Annotated in this window: 17 protein-coding genes; 14 read left to right on the top strand and 3 right to left on the bottom strand. The window is 48.1% G+C overall.

Annotated features, from left to right (window positions below; all coding sequences use genetic code 11):
* Positions 1-24 precede the first annotated feature (24 nt).
* The 8 genes from NST33_RS16845 to NST33_RS16810 all read left to right on the top strand — a co-directional run bounded on the left by NST33_RS16845 (position 25) and on the right by NST33_RS16810 (position 10,414).
* On the top strand, positions 25-1,347 hold the full coding sequence (locus tag NST33_RS16845; RefSeq protein WP_339304107.1) for a 5'-deoxyadenosine deaminase: 1,323 nt from the start codon (positions 25-27) through the stop codon (positions 1,345-1,347).
* A 42-nt stretch (positions 1,348-1,389) separates the two neighbouring features.
* On the top strand, positions 1,390-2,670 hold the full coding sequence (locus tag NST33_RS16840; protein WP_339304105.1) for an XdhC family protein: 1,281 nt from the start codon (positions 1,390-1,392) through the stop codon (positions 2,668-2,670).
* Positions 2,636-3,283, top strand: coding sequence for a nucleotidyltransferase family protein (locus NST33_RS16835; protein ID WP_221821550.1), 648 nt, complete (start codon positions 2,636-2,638; stop codon positions 3,281-3,283). Before NST33_RS16840 ends, NST33_RS16835 begins: the two co-directional genes overlap by 35 nt.
* Positions 3,284-3,415: 132 nt before the next feature.
* Positions 3,416-3,580 carry a hypothetical protein gene (locus NST33_RS16830; protein WP_221821548.1) on the top strand — a complete coding sequence of 55 codons (165 nt, stop codon included), beginning with the start codon at positions 3,416-3,418 and terminating at the stop codon, positions 3,578-3,580.
* On the top strand, positions 3,574-4,488 hold the full coding sequence (locus NST33_RS16825) for an FAD binding domain-containing protein (protein WP_339304102.1): 915 nt from the start codon (positions 3,574-3,576) through the stop codon (positions 4,486-4,488). Before NST33_RS16830 ends, NST33_RS16825 begins: the two co-directional genes overlap by 7 nt.
* Positions 4,489-4,521: 33 nt before the next feature.
* A complete protein-coding gene (locus NST33_RS16820) occupies positions 4,522-6,954 on the top strand; it encodes a molybdopterin cofactor-binding domain-containing protein (RefSeq protein WP_339304100.1) in 2,433 nt (810 codons plus the stop codon).
* A complete protein-coding gene (locus NST33_RS16815) occupies positions 6,951-7,469 on the top strand; it encodes a (2Fe-2S)-binding protein (RefSeq protein ID WP_221821545.1) in 519 nt (172 codons plus the stop codon). The genes NST33_RS16820 and NST33_RS16815 overlap by 4 nt, the downstream gene beginning before the upstream one ends.
* A 365-nt stretch (positions 7,470-7,834) precedes the next feature.
* On the top strand, positions 7,835-10,414 hold the full coding sequence (locus NST33_RS16810) for a X2-like carbohydrate binding domain-containing protein (RefSeq protein WP_339304098.1): 2,580 nt from the start codon (positions 7,835-7,837) through the stop codon (positions 10,412-10,414).
* Between the two features lie 106 nt (positions 10,415-10,520).
* Here the strand turns inward: NST33_RS16810 and NST33_RS16805 are convergent, their stop codons facing one another.
* A complete protein-coding gene (locus tag NST33_RS16805) occupies positions 10,521-11,141 on the bottom strand; it encodes a YitT family protein (RefSeq protein WP_221821543.1) in 621 nt (206 codons plus the stop codon).
* A 122-nt stretch (positions 11,142-11,263) separates the two neighbouring features.
* Between NST33_RS16805 and NST33_RS16800 the strand changes: the two genes are divergently transcribed.
* The 6 genes from NST33_RS16800 (at position 11,264) to NST33_RS16775 (ending at position 18,112) form a co-directional block, all read left to right on the top strand.
* Entirely contained in the window at positions 11,264-11,782 is a 519-nt protein-coding gene (locus NST33_RS16800) for a GNAT family N-acetyltransferase (protein ID WP_221821542.1), read from the top strand.
* Between the two features lie 691 nt (positions 11,783-12,473).
* Positions 12,474-13,556 (top strand): class II fructose-bisphosphatase, encoded by a 1,083-nt coding sequence (glpX, locus tag NST33_RS16795; protein WP_076217229.1) that lies wholly within the window; start codon positions 12,474-12,476, stop codon positions 13,554-13,556.
* Positions 13,557-13,837: 281 nt separating this feature from the next.
* Positions 13,838-14,887: a LacI family DNA-binding transcriptional regulator gene (locus NST33_RS16790; protein WP_221821540.1), complete on the top strand. Its 1,050-nt coding sequence runs from the start codon at positions 13,838-13,840 to the stop codon at positions 14,885-14,887.
* Positions 14,888-14,940: 53 nt separating this feature from the next.
* Positions 14,941-16,113, top strand: coding sequence for a Gfo/Idh/MocA family oxidoreductase (locus NST33_RS16785; protein ID WP_221821538.1), 1,173 nt, complete (start codon positions 14,941-14,943; stop codon positions 16,111-16,113).
* 70 nt (positions 16,114-16,183) lie between these two features.
* Positions 16,184-16,909 (top strand): ThuA domain-containing protein, encoded by a 726-nt coding sequence (locus NST33_RS16780; protein WP_221821535.1) that lies wholly within the window; start codon positions 16,184-16,186, stop codon positions 16,907-16,909.
* A 96-nt stretch (positions 16,910-17,005) separates the two neighbouring features.
* Complete coding sequence (locus tag NST33_RS16775; protein WP_047843312.1) at positions 17,006-18,112, top strand: Gfo/Idh/MocA family oxidoreductase; 1,107 nt, start codon at positions 17,006-17,008, stop codon at positions 18,110-18,112.
* Between the two features lie 165 nt (positions 18,113-18,277).
* On the opposite strand, the gene NST33_RS16770 is transcribed toward NST33_RS16775, so the two are convergent.
* Positions 18,278-19,096, bottom strand: a complete 819-nt coding sequence (locus NST33_RS16770) for a radical SAM protein (protein ID WP_221821533.1) — start codon at positions 19,094-19,096, stop codon at positions 18,278-18,280.
* Positions 19,093-19,677, bottom strand: a complete 585-nt coding sequence (locus NST33_RS16765) for a bifunctional transcriptional activator/DNA repair enzyme AdaA (RefSeq protein ID WP_221821531.1) — start codon at positions 19,675-19,677, stop codon at positions 19,093-19,095. The genes NST33_RS16770 and NST33_RS16765 overlap by 4 nt, the downstream gene beginning before the upstream one ends.
* Positions 19,678-19,768: the final 91 nt, after the last annotated feature.

Raw genomic sequence — 19,768 nt, 5'->3', positions numbered from 1 at the left:
CAGACACAGATAGGGGAGATTGGCATGGGAACGATCCTGCTGAAAGGCGCACAGCTTGTGACGATGAATGCAGAAGAGGAAGTGTTCATCGGAGATCTATTGATCGAGGATAATAAAATCAAGGAGGTCGCAGCGCACATTGGCGTTCAGGCTGACCAGGTCATTGATGCTCGTGGCAAAGTGCTGTTGCCAGGTTTCATCCAGACGCATATTCATCTGTGTCAGACCTTGTTCCGTGGACGTGCGGATGATCTGGAACTGATGGATTGGCTCCGTCAACGCATCTGGCCGCTGGAAGCAGCGCATGATGAGGAGTCCGTCTATTATTCGGCAATGCTTGGACTTGGCGAATTAATCTCCAGCGGAACCACGACCATTCTGGATATGGAGACGGTTCATCACACGGACTCGGCGTTTCAGGCGATGGCACAGAGCGGCATCCGGGTCATCTCCGGCAAGGTGATGATGGATCATGGGGACGAGGTTCCGGAACCTCTGCGTGAGGATACAGCGACTTCGCTGCAACAGAGTGTGGATCTGCTGGAGAAATGGAACGGCTTTGGAGGCGGACGCATTCAATATGCTTTCTGTCCACGCTTCGTTGTATCGTGTACCGAAGAATTGCTGGTAGAGGTGCGCGACCTGTCGAATAAATATCATGTCAAAGTCCACACCCATGCCTCCGAGAATCGCGGAGAGATTGAACTGGTCGAACACGAACGCGGAATGCGCAACATCGTATACCTCGATCATATCGGTCTGGCTACCCCCAGATTGGTGCTGGCACACTGTGTATGGCTGAGTGAGGAAGAGAAGGAGATCATCCGCAAGCGCGGTGTCAAAGTCACTCACTGTCCTGGATCGAATATGAAACTTTCCTCCGGGGTAGCCGATATACCAGATCTGCTGAATCGTCAGATCGCGGTTGGGATTGGGGCCGATGGTGCCGCGTGCAACAACAATCTGGATATGTTTCAGGAAATGCGCCTCACAGCTCTGATGCAGAAGATTCCTCATGGTCCAACGGTGATGGATGCCCGGACCGTATTGCGGATGGCTACCATGGGCGGTGCAGAGGTGCTCGGCATGTCGAAGGAAATCGGCAGTCTCGAAGTGGGCAAAAAGGCAGATATGCTGCTGCTGGATCTGGATGATTTCCACACGTACCCTTCCTATGAGACGGATGTCTACTCCCGCGTAGTGTATTCCGCAACACGTAGCTGTGTGGATACCGTTATTATTGATGGCAGCATTGTACTCAAGAATCGTAAGATTCAGACGATTGATCGTGGCATTGTGCTACGTGAGTCGGATAAAAGCATTGCGAGATTGATGAAACGTATCTGATCGAAGGAAGTTTATGCAATTCCAGAAAGGATGGAGACCGATATGGAAATGCATGATCTGTGTGCAATCGCAGCCCGTGAAACGCGCTGTGTGCTCGCAACGGCGATCAAGGTAGAGGGTCATGCTTACCGTAAGCAGGGAGTCTCTATGCTGTTGACCGAGGATGGCAAAATGGTTGGCAGTATCAGTCCGGGATGTCTGGAGAGTGATCTTCAGGCCCGGGTGAGCCGTGTACTGGATACAAACCAGATGGAATTCGCGGAGTATGACATGCGTCCCGAAGATGATCTGTCCTGGGGGGAGACGATTGGCTGCGGCGGACTCGTTGTTGTGTTGCTTGAACCTGTGTGTGGTGAACTCCGAGATACGTTGCATAAGATGTACGAGTGTTTTCAATCCGGCATTGCAACAGCGTTAACCCGAACGTTCCAAGATGATTATACGAAGGTTCAATATGGCTGGAAACGGATTGAACTAACGAGTACTCCGCGCCACGCAATCATGCGTCCTTCGCTCGTCCCTCCTCATGATCGCGTGGCGAATTATAATCCAGCTTCATTGCAAATTGAGGTACAGCACAGCAGTGGTAATATCAAGCATGAACATTCGGTATCAAAACAACATTCTCCCGAAACACCTCGCCTTACGCTTGTGCCTGGAGTGGTAACTGCTACGTCAAACGAATCTCACTCTTCCCATCTATCCAGTGATTCACAACATATCTCTGAGTCTGATGCTGAAATAGGGACAAACAACACGGTTTCAACAAATCCCTGGGACCTTCCGCAACAACTCACTTCGCTGTACACGCCTAAGCCTCGCCTGATTATCATCGGAGCCGGGAATGATGTTATTCCTGTTGCCAGACTTAGCCGATCCGCAGGATTTCGTGTTGTGGTAGCGGATTGGCGAGAGTCCTTATGCACCTCGGAACGATTCCCTGAAGCTGAGCTAGTAGTGGGATTCCCGCGTGAGATCATGCCTCTGTTAGACGTGAACAAAGGAGATTATTTGATTTTAATGAGTCATAATTATCCCCGCGAACGTGAACTGTTGGAGATGTTAGTGGACTGTGAGTACGCGTATCTTGGCATCATGGGTTCCAAAACACGAACAGCCCGTCTGCTGGATGGCTTACCACCGTTGAAATATGTGCATTCTCCCGTTGGATTGAGCATCGGAGCAGATGGGCCCGAACAGATCGCCATCAGCATTGCAGCGGAATTGATCGCATGTAAACAGAAGGTCTCTTCCTTGAGTTCTGAGGTTCAGAAGGGGAGCGTTGCACATGCGAATGACGGGCATAGTTCTGGCAGCAGGTAAGAGTCGTCGTCTTGGTCGGGATAAACTCGCGGTTGTCATGCCAGACGGGAGGTCCCTGGCTGGCTGGTCCCTGGAAGCTGCGCTGAATTCCGAGTTGGATCAAGTGATCTGTGTGGTCAAACCGGAAGATTCGTTGGCATGGTTACCTGTAAAATGGTTTGATTCTGCCGCGTATGCCTATCATCCTACAGCAAGACTTCGAATTGTGGTCTGTGCTGACTATGCCTGCGGCATGGCCAATTCTCTTCATTCTGGCGTGTTGTCGGCCATGGAGTACAAACCGGAGGGCATTCTCATGTTACTGGGCGATCAGCCTTTATTACAAGCACAGGATATCAATCGGGTGACCAGAGCACTGGCTACCCACAAGTTATGTGACTATGTCGCAGCTACCGATGGTGAGGGAGGCAAGCCGCCTGTTGCTTTTCGCTCCCATATGTTCGGGCCTCTGTTGTCTCTACATGGAGATGAAGGGGCACGCAAGATTATGCGCAGCGCTAATTATTCAGGTGTACATGTACCACTGTCTGAGACTAGTTTCTGGGATGCGGATACAGAACCGGAATTGGAACGCATTCTGAGTCATGTATATGAATCGCAGCAGACAGACTAAATAACAGGAGAAGATTATTAACTATGTATAATTTAATAACATGATCAGGTCAGCCAGGCAGTCTGGTTGGCCTGTTTGTCTTCTTTTCACGTATGGTGAAAGAGAGTTTGTGTTAGCTTTCGATAGATCATCATGCATCAAGCACAAATAGAACGCAGGTTTTATACTTTTATCCAAAACGATGTAAAGGTAATTGACGTTGCTGCTGAACTCTCATATGATTTGAAGAATTATCTGGATCAGACGGTTGAATTTCCTGCCCAAGGAAGAGAGAGAAAGGGGGTGCAGCGATGGTAACACCGGCATACGGTTCTGGAGCCATGCCATCGGTATGGCAGCCTGAGAATCTGCAAGAACTGCAAACGTTGAGAAGTAGACTCAAGGGTATATGTTGTTTCACGGCAGGTGGAACATTGCTAAGAACCCAGTGGGAGGGCGGCTTGGTTCCAGCGCCTGAACACATGATTAGCCTGGCTCGTATTCCTGAAATGAGCGGTGTATCTACTCGTGGAGACGAGATGGTCATTGGAGCCATGACCCGATTAAAAGAATGTGCTGCACAAGTGTTGCTGCATCAACTGCCGATCCTGCAAGAAGCGGTGAATGCAATTGCTGCTCCTTCCATTCGAAATATGGCAACCATTGGCGGGAATATTGTATCCGGAGTAGGAGATACGTTGCCTGCTTTGCTTGTATATGATGCGGAGCTGCACTGGTTGACTGACAACGGAATAGAGATTCGCAGTGTGTCTTCCTGGCTTCAGGATGGACGGAATGGCAGCCGTAATCCAGGGGACGTATTAATCTCGATTCATATTCCGATGAGACCGTCCTCTATGCTTGATGTGGAAGGTGAGTACAGACCTGCTGCACGAGCAGTTTCCTTTTATCGCAAGCTGGGTCGACGGGAGACGTTCAGTGCATCGCTGGTGACGGTTGCGTTATACGGTGAGATTGATTCGGATAACCGCTGGACCAAGATTGCGATTGCGGCTGGCGGGGGCTCAGGCATGGCGATGCGACTTCTGGAGTCAGAACAACAGCTTCTTGGTAACGAAGTTTCTGTCATGCAAGCCGCGACTCTTTCAGCTGCTGTGGCTGATGAGTTTACAACGTATGGTGATGCATTTGCAACAGAACAATATCGCAAACAGACCGCAGGCAATATGCTTGGTGCTGGGCTATGGGAGGCACTTCACGAATAGAAGACTTCGATCACACAAAGGGGGAGAGGGATCATGCTGCTGAACCGGAAACAGAGCGGGAAACGTTGGCACCTGCGGCCAGATGGGGCGCCCAAAGTAACAGGCCAGCTTCAATATCTGACGGATATGACGCTACCTGACATGATTCATGGCAGAGTATTGCGAAGTGAATATCCTCATGCTCGCATTCTGTCTATAGATTCTTCGGAAGCTGAGGCGTTGGAAGGTGTCTATGCGGTTCTGACCTCCAAAGATGTGCCTGGTCTGAATCGTTTTGGCATTGCGACCCCGGACCAGCCTGTGTTCTGTGAGGATATTGTGCGTTATGTCGGTGACGCCATTGCAGCGGTTGCTGCGGATTCTCCGGAACGTGCGGCGTTTGCACTGGACGCGATCCGGGTAGTGTATGAAGAACTCACGCCGCTGGATAGTACAGATGCTGCATTGGCTCCCGGTGCACCAGAGCTGCATGAGCATGGTCCAGGTAATGTGCTGCATCGCACGGAGATCAAACGTGGAGACGCCGAGCAAGCTTTTGCCACGTGTGATCATATCGTGACAGAGACGTATTATACGCCTCGTCAGATGCATGCGTACATGGAGACAGAAGGTGGCCTGTTTGTCCCGGTTGAAGAGGGGCGGCTGAATGTGTACGCGGCAACGCAACATGGCTATAAAGACCGGATGCAGCTTGCGCGCATTATTGGCTGTCCTGAAGAAGATATCCGGGTGGTGTCTTCACCGATTGGTGGTTCATTTGGCGGAAAAGATGAACTAAACGTACAGCCTTATGGTGCATTGCTGGCCTTGAGATGCGGTCGTCCTGTGAAAATGCATAATTCACGCAAAGAATCCGTCCGTGCGGGGCTGAAGCGGCATCCGATGAAAATTGAAATGCAGACGGGCATGAGTCGAGAAGGCATCATACAGGCGCACCGTGTCCGCATTACAGCAGATACGGGAGCCTACGCCACACTTGGCGCACCGGTGCTGAACTTCTGTACCGAGCATTGCCTTGGACCCTATGCCATTCCAAATGTGGATGTGGAAGGTGTGTCTGTCTATACGAATAACGGGCTGTCAGGTGAGTTTCGCGGATTTGGCGGGAATCAGGCGATTTTTGCCATGGAAGGCCAGATGGATCGGCTTGCAGCAATCATGAACATGGGCCCTTGGGAGTTCCGCAGACATAATATGAGGGAAAAAAATGATCCCGGACCACTGAATCAACGCATTCTGGTTACGGATGGACTGTCCCAAGTATGGGAGGCATTGGATCGCTCTGAACTGTGGCAAAAACATCAGAGTCCCCCGGCAGATCCTGCTTTGCCGCCGTGGATCAAACGCGGAGTCGGAGCAGCCATCGCCATGCATGGTGCAGGGCTGGGTTATGGCATTCCAGATCCTGCGGGAGGCCGCCTGTCCCTGAACAACGAAGGTAAGATTGAGGTGGCGTTCAGCTACGAGGAATTTGGTCAGGGGCTTATTGCAACGCTGGAAATTATGTTATGTGATCTGTTTCAATGCAGTACATCGGATCTCAGTATCATCATCGGAGATACGGATCGTGTGCCACACAGCGGATCAAGCACAGCTTCACGTTCAACAACGATGGCATGGATGGCTCTTCAACGCTTGCAGACTCCATTTCGTTCCCGTGTTCTCACTGTCGCGTCTGAAATGTCGGGCATTCCGGCGGAGCAACTGGTGACAGGACCTGGCGGTGTATGGCGTAAAGACCAGCTTCCTGGTGAAACTCCTGAAGTGGAAACAGCTGGGCAAGGGGCAGGAACGAGCGAGAAGGAGGAAATGCAGGCGCTGAAGGGAGTAGATCAAGATTCTGAAGCTGGGTTCGATTCTGCAGCAAAAGAAGGAGTTCGCTCATGTGCTGTGGTTTCGTATGCGGAGCTTGTCATGCAGGGCGAGCCCGATGAATGGATTTTCGATACAAAGTTCGATTACCCAACTACGCCGGACAATGTGGTAGGCGGGCATTATCTGTATACGTATGCGGCGGTTGCGGCAGAGGTGGAAGTAAATACTTTGACCGGAGAAACCAAGCTTCTTGATACGCGCCATGTTGTTGCGGCAGGCCCGGTTATCAACCCTATGGGCTATATCGGACAGATTGAAGGCGGCAGTGTCATGGCGCTTGGATTCACGTTAACCGAGGATGCGGTCATGCAGGACAGCCGTTATGTAACCACCAACCTCGACACGTATCTGATCCCAACCATTCAGGATATTCATACCAATCTGGAGGTTGAGGCAATTGAAGACTTGCCAGAAGGTGATGCGTTTGGGCCTAGGGGGATCGGAGAGATTGGCTCCGTTGCGCTTGCGCCAGCCATAACAGCTGCAATTCATCAGGCAACAGGCGTATGGGTTAACCGTCTGCCTGTACCGAGGGAACAACTGGTCAGACCTTTAAATGTACCTTTGCAGGAAGGAGTGAGTCCATCATGAGTAAGCCAATTGATAATCACTGGACAGCCGTGGTGAATGGCGAGCAGAAACATCTGGAGATTGCACAAACGACCCGACTTGTCGATGTGCTTCGGACTCATTTGCAGCTAACGGGTACCAAAGTATCCTGCGAAGTTGGTCGCTGCGGCGCATGTATGGTTCTGATGAATGGAGAGCCTGTGAATTCCTGTCTTGTCATGGCTTATCAATGTGAAGGCAGTGACATTATGACGATTGAAGGTCTGCACGGCGAGGAGAAAGGCACTCTGCATCCAATTCAACAGGCATTTGTAGAGGAAGGTGGTTTTCAGTGCGGCTATTGTACTCCGGGCATGGTGATCTCAACCAAGGCATTACTGGATGCACATCCTGAGCCTTCTCAAGAACAGATTGAAACGGGATTGTGCGGGAATCTGTGTCGTTGTACCGGTTACGGTGGCATTATTCGGGCGGTACGCAAGGCAGGGGAACGCTGTGTGATAAAGGAAACATCTCCCGAGGAATCCGTTAGTTGAGTCGGAACGCAGGACGTAGACATAAAAAAAGATGAATTGAAGAAACGCACTTTGAAAAAGCATCCGATCCAGGAATGCTTTTTTTGTTTTTGTAGGTTTTCTGCCAAGTACATTCATCAAACGGGAGACGAAGTTTAGGCCCGAAACTGGTTAGATAATGAACCGTTTTCGAATTGTCTTCAATATTGGTGGAACGATGGACAAATGGCGTTCAAAGTACTGGTACAAAAGAATTTCAAACATTCTTATTCACCATATATTTACAAATATTGGTGTGCGTGCTATGTTTAAAATGAAAGCGCCATCATGAATGGGTTCATTGACATTTCATTATCATATTTCACTTGGGAAGGAAGATGGAATTGATGAAAAATTTGCTCAAAAAGGCAACCGCAATGATGCTGGCATTGGCCCTACTGCTTGGATTAATGACAGCGCCCGTTCATGCAGACACACCATTGTTCACCATCGAAAGCGAAGATGCGCAGCTCACCCCGGATCTTCAAGTGGTTACTTCAATCTATGGGCAACCCAAGCCCGGATTCTCAGGGGCCGGATTTGTCTGGATGCAGAACTCTGGCACATTAACCTTCACAGTGACTGTCCCGGAAACCGGCATGTACGCAATCTCCACACGATATATGCAGGAGCTTAGTGCAGATGGCAGGTCACAAAATTTAATCGTGAATGGTGTTACGAAAGGGGCGTATATGCTGCCTTACACGACAACATGGTCAGACTTCGATTTTGGCTTTCACAAGTTGAATCAGGGTGCCAACACGATTGAGCTGAAGGCTGGCTGGGGCTTCGCGTATTTTGATACTTTTACAGTGGATCATGCGGATTTGGACCCTTTGAATGTACAACCAGTTCTCACTGATCCTGAAGCTACACCGGAAACTCAAATTTTGATGAATTATTTAACGGAGGTATACGGAAACAACATTATTTCTGGTCAGCAAGAGATCTATGGAGGAGGGAATGACGGAGATACAGAGCTTGAATTCGAGTGGATTCATGATCTGACCGGAAAGTATCCTGCAATCCGTGGCTTTGATCTGATGAACTATAATCCGTTGTATGGTTGGGAGGACGGTACAACCGATCGTATGATTGATTGGGTGAATAACCGTGAAGGTATTGCAACAGCTTCCTGGCATATCAATGTACCTCGTAATTTCAATACGTATGAGCTTGGGGACTTTGTGGATTGGAAAGAGGCGACCTACAAGCCAACAGAAACGAATTTTAATACAGCAAATGCGGTAATTCCCGGTACCAAAGAGTATCAATACGTGATGATGACCATCGAGGATCTGGCAGAACAACTGCTAATTTTGCAGGACAACAACGTGCCAGTGCTTTTCCGTCCGTATCATGAAGCAGAAGGCAACGGCGGGCTGAACGGGGAAGGGGCATGGTTCTGGTGGGCTTCGGCAGGTGCAGAAGTGTACAAAGAGCTATGGGATCTGCTATATACTGAATTGACCGAGACGTATGGTTTGCATAATCTGATCTGGACCTACAACAGCTACGTATACAGCACTTCTCCTGCCTGGTATCCGGGAGATGATCAGGTAGATCTGGTGGGATACGACAAATACAATACGATCTACAACCGTTATGACGGTTTGTCTGGCGTACCGAATGAGGATGCGATTACCTCGATATTCTATAAGCTTGTTGAGTTGACGAACGGTACGAAAATGGTAGCCATGACGGAGAACGATACCATTCCAAGTGTGAAAAATCTGACAGAAGAGAAATCAGGATGGCTGTACTTCTGCCCTTGGTATGGCGAGCATCTTATGAGTTCTGCTTTTAATTATCCGGCAACATTGAAAACGCTCTATCAAAATGATTATGTCATTACGTTGGATGAGCTGCCAAATCTAAAGGTTAACAATCCCAACCCCAGTGCATCCATTACCCCTGCAAACGTTGAATTTGACAAATACACACCCAATCAAAGCGATAAAACCGTAACCGTGAATGCAAACGGCAATACGCTAACTGCTCTCCGGGCAGGCAACAATGCGTTGACCGCAACGACAGACTATATTTTGAACGGAAGCACATTGCTGCTGAAAAAAGCTTATCTGGCGACACTGCCAGTTGGTGAGCATTCGATTGTTTTGGATTTTAATCAAGGTCAGGACCCTGTGTTAAAAGTCAAAATTGTGGATTCAACACCGGGTACAAATGCTGTGATTTCTCCTGTGAATGCAACATTTGATAAAGCGACGACTCCGTCACAGGATATTAACGTATCTCTCACCCTAAATGGCCGTCAGCTTACAAGCATCACGAAGGGGAATGCTACGCTTATATCAGGTCAGAATTATACAGCGTCCAGCTCTGCTGTTGTTCTGAACCATTCCTACCTTGCGACGCTTCCCCTGGGCCAGAACGTATTGACCTTTCACTTCAATGGAGGAAATGACGCTGTGCTAACGGTGAACGTCGTAGATAGCACGGTTACTGTGCCAGCGGGGGATTTGACGATTCAATCTTTTAACGGCAATACAAGTGCATCCACCAACGGCGTCTCACCCAAGTTCAAATTGATCAACTCAGGCAATTCGGCTATTCCGTTGAGTGATGTAAAACTCCGGTATTACTATACCATTGACGGGGAGGAAGCTCAGAGTTTCTGGTCCGACTGGGCCAGTATGGGCAGTGCGAATGTAACGAGCAATTTCGTTAAACTGGCGACTCCAGTTGCCGGAGCGGATCATTATCTTGAAGTGGGCTTTACAAGTGCAGCGGGATCACTGAATGCAGGCCAGAGCGCAGAGGTTCAAGCACGTTTTTCCAAGAACAATTGGACGAATTACACACAGACTAACGATTACTCGTTCAAGGCATCCGGTAGTCAGTTCGCAAACCATGATAAGGTTACCGGTTATGTGAACGGCCAGCTGGTATGGGGAATTGAGCCGTAAAAGGTAGAAAGAACGTTTAGTGAGCTGGATCAGGGTTGAAACCTCTGATCCAGCTTTTTATTTTGTAGGCGGTGTACACTCATTAGATCGAATGTTCTTTCTCATGCTAAGTGCTCGACGATGTATCCATGTCTCTTAATATGTGATCTATTATCTTTTTCGTATGGCCCATGATGAACTGAAGAAGTAGACCCGCAAAACATACGGTTAACAACGTTCCAAGCCCGATCGGTCCACTGAGCAGAAACGCCAGAATCAAAAATACAAGGTAAATGAATGTTCTTGATATAAATAAAGGAGTTCGAGTGAGTTCATGCAGGATTAATGTTAAGCGGTCAATCGGAATGGGTGCGAAGTTAGTCTGCAAATAGATTGCTGTACCGATACTGATGATCACTAAACCAATGACAAAAGTCATCAATTTGGTGTACCAAACTTCGGGCGTAATCAAGAAATCAGATACATAAAGCCAGATATCAATCCCCACGCCAGTAATGAATGCGGTGACGAGCCCCAAAAACTCGGGTTTTTGCTGCTTCAACAGCGAATTACATCCGATTAACAGGAAAGCAAGGATGACTTCCCAGCTCCCTACACTTAGGCCTACATGTTGTGACAACCCTACCAGCAGTGCGTCAAACGGTGAAGTACCCAGTTCAGATTGAATGGTAAGGGAAATACCAAGCGTTAAGATTAGAATACCTGCGACAAAAAGAACATATTTCAATTCATTCAACCTCTTCTTTTATAATATGTTGCAAATACAACAAAATTGAGTTAAATTCAATGTAATACTTTTTTATTGCATTTGCAACAAATGATTAACTTGATAAAGGAATGTGATTATAGATGAAGATTCGTATAGGGATATGTACCATCGAACAGGTGTGTGAACTGCAGGAGATTAGTTATGAGACGTTTAATGAAACGTTTAAAGCGCAGAATTCGCCTGAAAATATGAATGCTTATCTGAACAAGGCGTTTAATCGGGAACAATTAGAGAGTGAGCTATCCATGGCGGATTCACAATTTCTTTTTATTTATGTCGACAATCAAGTTGCTGGTTATATGAAGGTGAATATCAATGATGCTCAATCTGAGAAGATGGGGGAGGAATCCCTTGAGATCGAGCGGGTATACATCAAGAAAGAGTTCCAAAAACATGGGCTGGGTAAGGTACTGCTCCTTAAAGCCATAGAGATGGCAACAGAGCATCACAAAACGAATATTTGGTTAGGCGTGTGGGAGAAAAATGAAAATGCCATCGCATTTTATGAGAAGATGGGGTTTGTACAGACAGGAGCCCATGCTTTTTACATGGGAGATGAGGAACAGATTGATTTGATAATGACCAAAAAGATATTGTAACTGGATCATCGAGGGAAAAGCTTGGGAGAAAAATGCTATTGAGCAGAATTCTTTCGGGCTTTTTTATGTTTTGCCAGAACTGTTGAATCATAAAATGAAGAAATCGATGAATTTTAATACATAATAAATATTATGTAAACTTATTATTTTCGATGACCTTCATAAGCTGCATCTATGGCTTTAGCAAAAGTTAAAGGCCTGATTAATACATAATTAGTAGTAATATTTTGCTCAATAATCGTGAAAGTAATAGGCTGATCTCAAGGATCATCAATACAATGTATTAGTTTATTTCTACGTTTGGACAGTCAGCCGAAAATCGTTTTCGTTCGTAGTCTGTTAGATAGCGTTACGTTCTTAATAATCAGTACATAAGTTGTATATACCTCATGTTAAAAGAACTTTTTACGCACGAAACGGACGTGTTAATCCACCATGTTGAATTATTTTGTTTTTGAGCGGAAAATGGAAAATAAAATTAATATTTCAAGTGAGAAATCAGGAGGATTGAACTCTTAAAACCAGCCGAAAAAAGGAGCGAATTCGATCCATATATTAATTGGATAAATAAGGTATATATCGTTAAAAAGGCGCTACTACGCCGACTATAGATCAATTTCATATGGATTTGCGATGGATTTAGTACCGCTTTCACGTTATGCTTTTGGAAATTGGAAAGGAAGTGGGAAAAATGGAACGCGAACTGGCGTTGGAAATTGTCAGAGTAACAGAATTGGCTGCGTTAGCCTCAGCACCCTGGATGGGACGAGGCGACAAGAACAGTGCAGATGAAGCGGCTACTTTGGCCATGCGCGCCATGTTCGATTCCGTGTCCATTCGCGGCACGGTGGTAATCGGTGAAGGAGAAATGGATGAAGCACCCATGTTGTACATCGGCGAGGAAGTGGGCAACGCTGAGGGGCCTGAGGTTGACGTGGCTGTAGACCCGCTCGAAGGTACAGAAATCGTGGCCAAAGGACTAAACAACGCTCTATCGGTTATTGCAGTGGCGGGAAAAGGTAACCTGCTCCATGCACCGGACATGTATATGGAGAAACTGGCGGTAGGGCCTGCGCTTGTAGGCAAGGTCAGCATTGAAGACCCGGTTGAAGTCACACTGGAGAAAGCCGCTGCCGCATTGAACAAAAACATCTCGGATCTGACAGTGATGATTCTGGATCGTGTACGACATGAGAGCACCATCAAGACGCTTCGCAAGGTTGGCGTGAGAATTAAGTTCCTCAGTGACGGTGATGTTGCTGGGGCGATGGCACCGGCCTTCCCGGAGGCAGGCATTGATCTCTATGTCGGATCTGGAGGAGCGCCAGAAGGTGTGCTGGCTGCCGCAGCGCTATCTTGCCTTGGGGGTGAGATTCAAGGTCGCCTGATGCCTGCCAACGCAGACGAATTCCAGCGCTGCTTGCAGATGGGAATTGACAATCCTTACAAAGTGTTAACGATGCAGGATATGATCGGCACGGAGGACGTCATTTTTGCCGCAACAGGTGTGACGCCAGGTGAGATCTTGGGAGGAGTACGGTATCTTGCGGATGATCGCGCCGAGACGGATTCGATTGTTATGCGTGCCAAAACCAAAACAATTCGGTTTATTCGTTCCCAACACTTCCTGCCGAACAAAGAAGTACTGCACAAAGTAAGACAGCTCCAATCCACGCCAGAACCCTCGGATCGCATTCCGAGTCATGCGAAAACAAAGGAGCAGGCTGAGTTCAGCCAATCCTCCGTTGATCTTGGCGTTACAACGACGTTGTGAGCTGTACTCTCCAATTAATCGAACAAATAGGATCAACCGTAATTGTTGTAGTGTGTTTGATAAGTAACTTGAACCCCTAAGATTACAGGTGCTCGGATTCAATGAAAGTACCATCTCTGGCATGATAATAATGAGGGCTTGGATTAACCCAAACCCTCATTATTTTTTATGTTAAAAGCATTGACAACGGTTACATGGCATGAGAAAATGTACGCGCGTACATAAATATCGATTTTTAATTACTATATCATTTATAGGTGAGCTAGAAGGGGGTGAAATTCATGGCATCTCGTAAAGAAGTGGCTGATCTTGCGGGTGTTTCCGAGGCGACGGTCTCCCGGGTGCTGAATGGGGTAGGTCCTATTAAAGAAGAGACACGCCGCAAGGTTCTTGAAGCTTCCGAACAGTTAGGCTATGTGCCCAGCGCTCTTGCTCGCAGTTTTGCCAGAAGTAAAAGCGGGAATCTTGGCGTGGTATTACCTTATGTTCCGAAGGCGCATCTGTTCTCGGCGTATTTTTTCTCGGAAATGCTGAGTGGGATTGGGAGCAAAGCCAGAGACAATGGCATGGACCTGTTGGTTATGTTCCGAACACCCGGTGAAGTGATGAATTATACAGATCTGTTCCGGCGTCAGAAAGTGGACGCCTGCATTATCCTTGGTGCCAGAGATGATCCTGAAGAACTGGCTGCCATGCAGCAGCTTCATCGGGAAGGACACCCATTCTGTGTCATGAATCAGCATTTTGAGGGGCAATCGTTCACGGAAGTGGATGCGGATCATGTGGAAGGAAGCAGGCTTGCCATACGTCATCTTACGGATCAGGGGTATCGCAAAATCGCTTTTCTCAATGGTCCGGACAGCTATTCCAACAGCCAGGAGCGAATGGAAGGCGTTCGTCTTGGCCTGCAAGAAGCAGGTATGGAGCTGGACCCGAGTCTATTGCTTGAGGGGAATTATAGTAGACGAAGCGGCATTGAGGCGGCAGAGATTGTAGCAGATCGTCTACATGAGATTGATGCTGTATTTGCGGCCAATGACCGGATGGCAATTGGGGTCATGCATGGTTTGCGTGAGCGGGGAATAGGGCCTGCGGATTTTCCGGCATTTGTGGGTTATGACGACTCCGATGCCGCCGAGATGGCGGTTCCGCCGCTGAGCAGCGTCAGGGTTCCATTTTTTGAGATGGGTGAACTTGCAGCTTCGAAGCTTATGCATGAGTCTGTGGGTGACACACATAAAGCGAATAACTCTGTTGTAACGGTAACCGAATCAGCGAGAGCGTTGTTGCCTACCGAACTGATCATCCGTGCTTCTTCTATTCGCCAATAGTTTATTGGTACACCTATAGAAAGACTTTTTATATTTCAAAGGAGGAAGTGACCATGTCAAATCGTCTTCGTGTCGGAATGGTTGGATACAAGTTTATGGGGAAGGCCCACAGTAATGCCTATCGCAGTCTGCCGATGTTTTTCCCGTCTGCTCCGCTGCAGCCTGAGATGTCTGTGATCTGTGGACGTAACGAGCAGGGAGTTCAAGAGGCGGCGAGCCAGTTCGGTTGGTCCGAAAGTGTAACGGATTGGCGCGAACTGGTGAAGCGGGATGATATCGATCTGATTGATATTAACGCGCCAAGTGATGCCCATAAGGAAATTGCGTTGGAAGCAGCTCGTCAGGGCAAACATCTGTTTTGTGAGAAACCACTGGCCCTGTCACTTGCGGATTCGCGTGAGATGCTTCAGGCAGCAGAGGATGCTGGAGTCGCACATATGGTCGGGTTCAACTACCGTTTCTCACCAGCGGTGCAATTAGCGAAGGATCTGGTGGAGAGCGGACGATTGGGTAAGATCTATCATTTCCGTGCTTTTTTCTTGCAGGACTGGATCATGGACCCTTCGTTCCCGCTGGTATGGCGTTTGCAAAAAGAAGTGGCTGGCTCCGGTTCCCATGGGGATCTGGGGGCGCACTTAATCGATCTGGCTCGTTTCCTTGTTGGTGAATTCCAGGAAGTCATCGGCATGAGCGAAACCTTCATCAAAGAACGGCCGCTTGCAGCTGAGATGACCGGACTAAGTGCAAAGGGCAGTTCGAATGCGGATGCACCGAAAGGAGAAGTGACCGTAGACGACGCTACGTTGTTCCTGGCACGATTCGCAGGAGGTGCGCTGGGCAGCTTCGAGGCTACACGTTTTGCAGCGGGGCATCGGAGTACAAACTCGTTTGAGATTAACGGCAGTCTCGGCAGTGTACGATTTGATTTTGAGCGGATGAACGAACTGGAAGTGTATTTTACAAAAGATGAAGAGGACGTACAGGGTTTTCGCCGTGTACTGGCAACCGATCCGGCACATAAATATGTTGAAGCCTGGTGGCCTGCCGGACATACGATTGGATTCGAGCACACGTTCACCCATGAAATGCTGGAGCTGGTGACAGCGATCTCTGAAGGACGCCAACCATCACCGAGTTTCCACGATGGGGTCGCTTGTCAGGCTGTACTGGAAGCGGTAGAACGTTCGGTAACAGAACGGCGCTGGGTAACGCTTGAAGAGATGTGAGGAAACAAGACAGTGACGTCAGGAATAGGGTTGAACACAACTAAACTAGGCGAAAGCGAGTGAATAAACGATGAGTAAAGCACTGATTGTATGGGGCGGCTGGGATGGACATGAACCGGAGCAGGTAGCAGCGATTTTTGAGCGTATTTTGAAGGAAGAGCAGTTTGAGGTTGAAGTCTCGAATACGTTGGAGTCTTATTCGGATGCAGAGAAGCTGATGGGTCTGGATTTGATCGTGCCGTTGTGGACAATGGGACAGATTGAGCAAGAACTGGTCAATAACGTATCAGCGGCTGTTCAGAGCGGTGTGGGCTTGGCTGGTATTCATGGTGGCATGTGTGATGCCTTCCGAAATAACGTGGACTGGCAGTTTATGACGGGTGGACAATGGGTTGCTCATCCAGGCAATGATGGTGTGGAGTATATGGTAAACATGAAGCGTGGTTCCAGCCCGTTATTGGATCATATTGAAGATTTTCAGGTGAAAAGTGAACAGTACTACCTGCACGTAGACCCGGCAGTGGAAGTGCTGGCAACAACTCGTTTTCCAGTGGTGACTGGTCCGCATGCGGCGAATGGCCCCGTAGATATGCCTGTTGTCTGGACGAAACGCTGGGGTGCAGGGCGGGTATTCTACAACTCACTGGGACACCATGCAGACATTGTAGACATGAAACCCGTGACTGAAATGATGCGCAGTGGATTCAAATGGACAGCAGCGGGCAAAGAGCTTGCCAAGAGCCGAGTAAGTGCAGCAACCGAAGTGTACACAGGTATGGCGGACAACCAGAACTAATGAGATTGTAGTTGGATTGCAAACGTAACTTCAGTATTAACCATTCATCCTCAACGGATAAACCATTTCTGATCCACGGCGAAGGGAGCCCCAGGTATGAAAACAATGAAAGTAGGCATTATTGGCTGCGGTAAAATCAGCGGTATTTATATGGAAAACTGTCATCGGTTCGAGGTGCTGGAACTTGTTGCTGTTGCGGATCTCGACCGGAAACGTGCCGAGGAGCAGGCAGCAGCCTATAATGTGCCTAACGTATACAGCGTCGACGAAATCTTGGCTGATCCCGAGATTGAGCTGATCATCAACCTGACGATTCCTTCCGTTCATGCGGATGTATGCTTGCGGGCGCTTGAATCTGGCAAACATGTTTATGTAGAAAAACCGCTTGCTGTTACCCGTGAAGAAGGGCAGGCCGTGCTCGAAACAGCGAAGCGTAAAGGATTGCTCGTGGGTTGTGCACCAGAAACGTTCTTTGGTTCAGGTATCCAGACTTCACTTCAATTGGTGGAAGAAGGGGTAATCGGCAAGCCGGTGGCGGCGACCGCATTTATGATGAGTCGTGGTCATGAGCACTGGCACCCAGATCCGGAGTTTTATTACGCGTCAGGCGGTGGGCCAATGTTTGACATGGGTCCGTACTATCTCACCGCATTGGTTCAACTAATGGGACCGATCAAGTCGATCGCAGGTATGACAGGTAAAGCCATGGAAGAACGGACGATTACGAGTGAGAAAAAGAGAGGTCAGACGGTTCCCGTCGAAATTCCTACTCATGTTACCGGTCTGTTACAGTTTGAACAGGGGGCCATTGGCACACTGATTACAAGTTTTGACGTATTTGGCGGAAGTGCATTGCCACCCATTGAGATATATGGCACACATGGTACATTGCAGGTACCTGACCCCAACACCTTCGGCGGTCCGGTTCGTTACCGCTTGCTGGGTGAACATGAATGGACGGAAGTTCCGCTTCTCCCAGGATATCAGGAGAATACACGCGGCATTGGTGTAGCAGATATGGCCTATGCAGCCCATAGTGGACGTGCACACCGGGCGAGCGGGGAACTGGCCTACCATGTCCTTGAAGCCATGTGGGCATTCCACGATTCATCAGATGAGCAGACGTTCTACCAGATGAAAAGCTCGTGCCAGCGACCAGCTGCATTGCCAGTGGATCTGCCATTGTATACATTGGATAAATAAGATAGCCATTATTCTTTATGTCATGATAAAAAGCCCCTTTCCTTCAAACAAGGAAAGGGGCTTTTTTTATTAAATCAAAAAAATCTGAGGATAAAAGCGATCGGAAGGTTGTTCTGTCATCGGAGTGACCAGTTAAATATTCTTTAGTTCAACGTATATAGCCATTTAGGGCTCAAATCCCGCCTGACTGATCCAGATCTCATCCTCTGAAAAAACGTTTTTCATCTGCTGAACAACAGTCTGATATGCATCTGGATGATACCAGTGCTCTATCCCCACTTCTTGATAGAGCGACTCCATGCCGAGCCGCCGGGTGCGCTTGCCCTCACTGCCATCACCCATGAAATAATCGTCAATGCATACACGCTGAACAAGAGGTCTCAATATGGCTGCAAACTGTTCACTGCTGGGTAATACGGGAGCAATCGCAACCTGTGTCGGTATTCCGGCATCCCTCAACTGTTCCAATGCGCGTAATCGGCCTGCAATTGGGGGAGCGGAAGGGCTGAAATGCTTGCGCATATCGTCCAGATCCGTTTCCACCGTCATGCTGACCCGAACCCGGTCACCTAACTGTTGTAACAGATCTATATCCCGGGTAACGAGTGGACTGCGGGTTTGGACTAATACAAAATCGGGTGGATGCTGTACCATCGTTTCAAGTAATGAACGTGTGATACACTCCTTGTACTCGGCGGGTTGATACGGGTCGGTACTGGATGACATGAACAGAGTGACTTTGCCTTTGGTCAGGGCACGTTGTAACTCTTTGGCAAATACTCGGGAGGCCTGTTGTTTCACATCCACCCAGCTCCCCCAATCCTCTTTGCGAAATAAGGAGACAGGCATCTGTCTGACATAACAATAGGAACAACCGAAGGCGCAGCCTGTGTAAGGATTCAGCGTATGTGTATATCCATTAAGGAACCCTGTTCCCTTGTTGAGTAACGTTTTGGGTACTTTGTACGTAAGATTCGTCTTCATAAGTTCTCATGCCTTTCGCGGTAGTGTGCAGGTGTGAGACCTGTGTGTTTGCGAAATATAGTAATGAAATAAGCTGAGTTAGGTATACCGACATGGCGTCCAATATCGGTGACGGTAAGTCCGGTATGTTCAAGCAACTTCCGAGCTTCAGTGATTCTTTTTTCCTGAATATATTGAACCGGTGTGCGGCCTGTAATCCGCTTGAACACACGATGCAGATGATAAGGACTGCCATGACTTACAGTGGCAAGGACATCCAAGGTTAGAGGTTCGGCGTAATGATGTTCGATGTAATCCGTGATTCCGTATATCCACTCCTGATCAGGTACCCGCTCGCCTGTAGGTTTGCAACGTTTGCAGGGTCTGAACTTTAATGCTAACGCTTCTTCAACATGTTGAAATATCAGCACATTTTCAGCTTTAGGTGCTCTGGATTTACAGGAAGGTCGGCAAAAGATACCCGTTGTCTGCACACCGTAAAAGAACGTTCCATCATAAGAATTATCGTTGTGGATGATGGCATGCCAGTATTTTTCCTCTATAGATTTGGGCAGTATGCGATCTTGATCTCGACTTTCCACGGTGATCACCTCATCTTTAATTATACCCCTGATTCAAAAGGATTGACGAAGTTTCAACTTAAAAAGCAAGATATCAATATCTTGGATAAAG

The organism is Paenibacillus sp. FSL L8-0435, assembly GCF_037965655.1.
Taxonomy (GTDB): Bacteria; Bacillota; Bacilli; order Paenibacillales; family Paenibacillaceae; genus Paenibacillus.
The sequence above is the reverse complement of the archived record's forward strand: the minus strand, read 5'-3'. Positions and strand labels throughout refer to the sequence as shown.

Excerpts from the sequence above, each read along its gene's own strand:
- NST33_RS16845 (WP_339304107.1), top strand. The coding sequence starts at position 25 with ATGGGAACGATCCTGCTGAAAGGCGCACAGCTTGTGACGATGAATGCA.
- NST33_RS16840 (WP_339304105.1), top strand. The coding sequence starts at position 1,390 with ATGGAAATGCATGATCTGTGTGCAATCGCAGCCCGTGAAACGCGCTGT.
- NST33_RS16835 (WP_221821550.1), top strand. The coding sequence starts at position 2,636 with ATGCGAATGACGGGCATAGTTCTGGCAGCAGGTAAGAGTCGTCGTCTT.
- NST33_RS16830 (WP_221821548.1), top strand. The coding sequence starts at position 3,416 with ATGCATCAAGCACAAATAGAACGCAGGTTTTATACTTTTATCCAAAAC.
- NST33_RS16825 (WP_339304102.1), top strand. The coding sequence starts at position 3,574 with ATGGTAACACCGGCATACGGTTCTGGAGCCATGCCATCGGTATGGCAG.
- NST33_RS16820 (WP_339304100.1), top strand. The coding sequence starts at position 4,522 with ATGCTGCTGAACCGGAAACAGAGCGGGAAACGTTGGCACCTGCGGCCA.
- NST33_RS16815 (WP_221821545.1), top strand. The coding sequence starts at position 6,951 with ATGAGTAAGCCAATTGATAATCACTGGACAGCCGTGGTGAATGGCGAG.
- NST33_RS16810 (WP_339304098.1), top strand. The coding sequence starts at position 7,835 with ATGAAAAATTTGCTCAAAAAGGCAACCGCAATGATGCTGGCATTGGCC.
- NST33_RS16800 (WP_221821542.1), top strand. The coding sequence starts at position 11,264 with ATGAAGATTCGTATAGGGATATGTACCATCGAACAGGTGTGTGAACTG.
- glpX (WP_076217229.1), top strand. The coding sequence starts at position 12,474 with ATGGAACGCGAACTGGCGTTGGAAATTGTCAGAGTAACAGAATTGGCT.
- NST33_RS16790 (WP_221821540.1), top strand. The coding sequence starts at position 13,838 with ATGGCATCTCGTAAAGAAGTGGCTGATCTTGCGGGTGTTTCCGAGGCG.
- NST33_RS16785 (WP_221821538.1), top strand. The coding sequence starts at position 14,941 with ATGTCAAATCGTCTTCGTGTCGGAATGGTTGGATACAAGTTTATGGGG.
- NST33_RS16780 (WP_221821535.1), top strand. The coding sequence starts at position 16,184 with ATGAGTAAAGCACTGATTGTATGGGGCGGCTGGGATGGACATGAACCG.
- NST33_RS16775 (WP_047843312.1), top strand. The coding sequence starts at position 17,006 with ATGAAAACAATGAAAGTAGGCATTATTGGCTGCGGTAAAATCAGCGGT.
- NST33_RS16770 (WP_221821533.1), bottom strand. The coding sequence starts at position 19,096 with ATGAAGACGAATCTTACGTACAAAGTACCCAAAACGTTACTCAACAAG.